The organism is Bradyrhizobium sp. (assembly GCF_019242285.1).
In the GTDB taxonomy this organism is placed as follows: Bacteria; Pseudomonadota; Alphaproteobacteria; order Rhizobiales; family Xanthobacteraceae; genus Bradyrhizobium.
This window is the reverse complement of record NZ_JAFAVV010000824.1, coordinates 1-2,482: the sequence shown is the minus strand read 5'-3', so window position 1 is coordinate 2,482 and position 2,482 is coordinate 1. Positions and strand designations below refer to the sequence as shown.

General features: G+C 67.0%; 2 protein-coding genes. One reads left to right on the top strand and one right to left on the bottom strand.

All coding sequences use genetic code 11. The annotated features are described in order from the left end of the window. Positions 1–1,343: PAS domain-containing protein (locus tag JOY90_RS33850; RefSeq protein WP_291695438.1), on the bottom strand; the 1,343-nt coding region annotated here is incomplete at its 3' end. A 207-nt stretch (positions 1,344–1,550) separates the two neighbouring features. On the opposite strand from JOY90_RS33850, the gene JOY90_RS33845 reads away from it, so the two are divergent. Continuing rightward, a partial coding sequence (locus tag JOY90_RS33845) for an NAD(P)/FAD-dependent oxidoreductase (RefSeq protein ID WP_291695437.1) occupies positions 1,551–2,482 on the top strand: 932 nt, incomplete at its 3' end.

Below are 2,482 nucleotides of genomic sequence, written 5' to 3'. Positions count from 1 at the left end.
ACGTCCTCGTGGGTCTTGATCAGATATTGCGGCTGGCCGGCCTCGTCGAGCACGGTCATGCGGCGGGTCAGGAACAGGCGCAAGCCGTCCTTGGTCGAGATCGGATGCTCCTCGGTGAGCAGGTCGCGTTTCCTGATCGCGGCCTCGTCGCGCGCGACGATCAGCTTGGCCTCGCGCGGATTGAAGATGTCCGTCGCCGTGAGGCCCGTGACCTCCTCGCGGCGCCGGTTGAGGATCGCTTCGGCGCTGCGGTTGGCGAGCAGATAGCGGCCGTCGCTGACGCGCTCGACGATCAGCGACACCGGAATGTTGTCGACCACGAGCTCGAGGAACTTCTTGGTCTGCTCGAGTTCGCGCGACAGCGACCGGCGGTCGGTGATGTCCTCGAACAGCGCGATCAGGAATTCGGGCTCGCCCTGCCCGTTGCGCGCGATCACCCGGTTTGAGGCCAGCACGCGTTTCTCCCGGCCGCGCTCGACGATCAGCTCGCTCAGATATTGACCTTCCGGCGCATCCAGCGCAGCGCGATCCGCCGCCTCGATAGTGGCGGCAGTCTCGGGGCGAAAGATCTCGTCGGCGCGCTTGCCGACGATGTGATCGCGGGAAAACCGCGAGAATCGCTCGAAGGCGCGGTTGGCGAAGATGTAGCGGCCATCCACGATATTCTTGGCGGCGACGCAAACCGGTACGTTGTCGAGCACCGATTCCAGGAATTGCGTGGTGGAGGCGAACTGCCGGGACAGCTTGCGCTGTGCGCTGCAATCCTCATGGATCTCGACCCTGCCGCCGTTCGGCAGCGAGCAATGGCGGGCCAGGATCGCGCGCCCGTTCGGCAGCTCGGTGACGGTGCCTTCCGGCCGGGTGACCTGGCGATAGTAGTCGTCGATGCTTCCCTCGAGCAATCCGCGCTTCCGCCGAAGCTCCAGCAGCTCCGGACCGGTCATGCCGGGCTCGAGATCCGAACGCTTGAGGCCGTAGAGCTCGAAATAGCGGTCGTTGCAGTAGACGATCCGCATCTTCGGATCGGTCATGACCACGCCGTGGTTGAGGCTGTTCAGCGCGCTGCCGACATAGGCGTCGCGGCTCGCCTGCGCGCCCGTTGCCTGCTGCATCGCAGCATGGGCCCACACCGCGATCGAGCCCAGGAATGCACAGACGACGATGCCGCCGATCAGCATCTCCCAGAGCGTATCGGGACCAACCGAGACGATGACCGTTGCCGGCGCGAGCTCGCCCGCCTGCGCCCAGGCCGGCGCGCAGGCAATGACCACGGCGGCCAGGCATGCCACGGCCCGCGCAGGAATCTCGTCCTTGCCGCCTGCCTGCCCGTTCTTGCCAGCCATCAGTCACCCGCGGAATTCGGCCTCGGAGTGTCTGGCTAGACGCGTTTGGATCGGGTAAACGCCCCGCGGTGGCAGCCCTGAAATGCGACCGGAACCACGGCAATTGCCCTGACATGATTACCGCCTCGTTAACAGTGCCCCTGCTTCGGACGCGGTCCGGCCCATTCCTGAAAAAGCCATTGATGACGGTGCCACGCGGGGCAGCGCATGGAACGCGTTGACTGCGTCGTCGTCGGCGCGGGGGTGATCGGGCTCGCGGTCGCAAGACGGCTGGCGAAAGCGGGCCGCGAGGTCATCCTGCTGGAGGCGGCCGAAGGCATCGGGACGGTGACCTCCTCCCGCAACAGCGAGGTGATCCACGCGGGCATCTACTACAAGGCCGGCAGCCTGATGGCGCGGATGTGCGTGGCCGGCAAGCGCGCGCTTTACGCCTATTGCGCCGATCACGGCATCCCGCACAGGAACTGCGGCAAGCTGATCGTCGCCACGACGGCAAAAGAGGCCGAGAAGCTGCGGTCGATCCGCGTCCACGCCGAAGCCAATGGCGTCAATGACATGCGAACGCTGGCCGGCGAGGCCGCGCGCGCACTGGAGCCGGCGCTCGCCTGCGAGGCGGCGCTGCTCTCGCCGTCCACCGGCATCGTCGACAGCCATGCCTACATGCTGGCGTTGCGCGGCGACGCCGAGGCGGCTGGTGCGGCGCTCGCCATTCACACGCCCCTGCTGCGCGCGAAAGCCGCGGGCGGACGGATCGAGCTCGAAACTGGCGGCGCCTCGCCGATGACGCTGGCCTCCGGACTTCTCGTCAACGCGGCGGGCCTCGATGCACCGGCGACGGCGCGGAACATCGAAGGCATGCCGCCGGACCTGATTCCGCAAGCCTATCTCGCCAAGGGCAACTACTTCAGTTGCAGCGCCAAGGCGCCGTTCTCGCGCCTGATCTACCCGGTGCCGGAACCGGGCGGGCTCGGCGTGCACCTCACCCTCGACCTGGCGGGGCAGGCGCGCTTCGGGCCCGACGTCGAATGGGTCGACCACATCGACTACACGGTGGACCCGGCGCGATCGGAACGGTTCTATCCGGCGATCCGGAAATATTGGCCCGCGCTGCCCGACGGCGCGCTGATGCCGAGCTATTC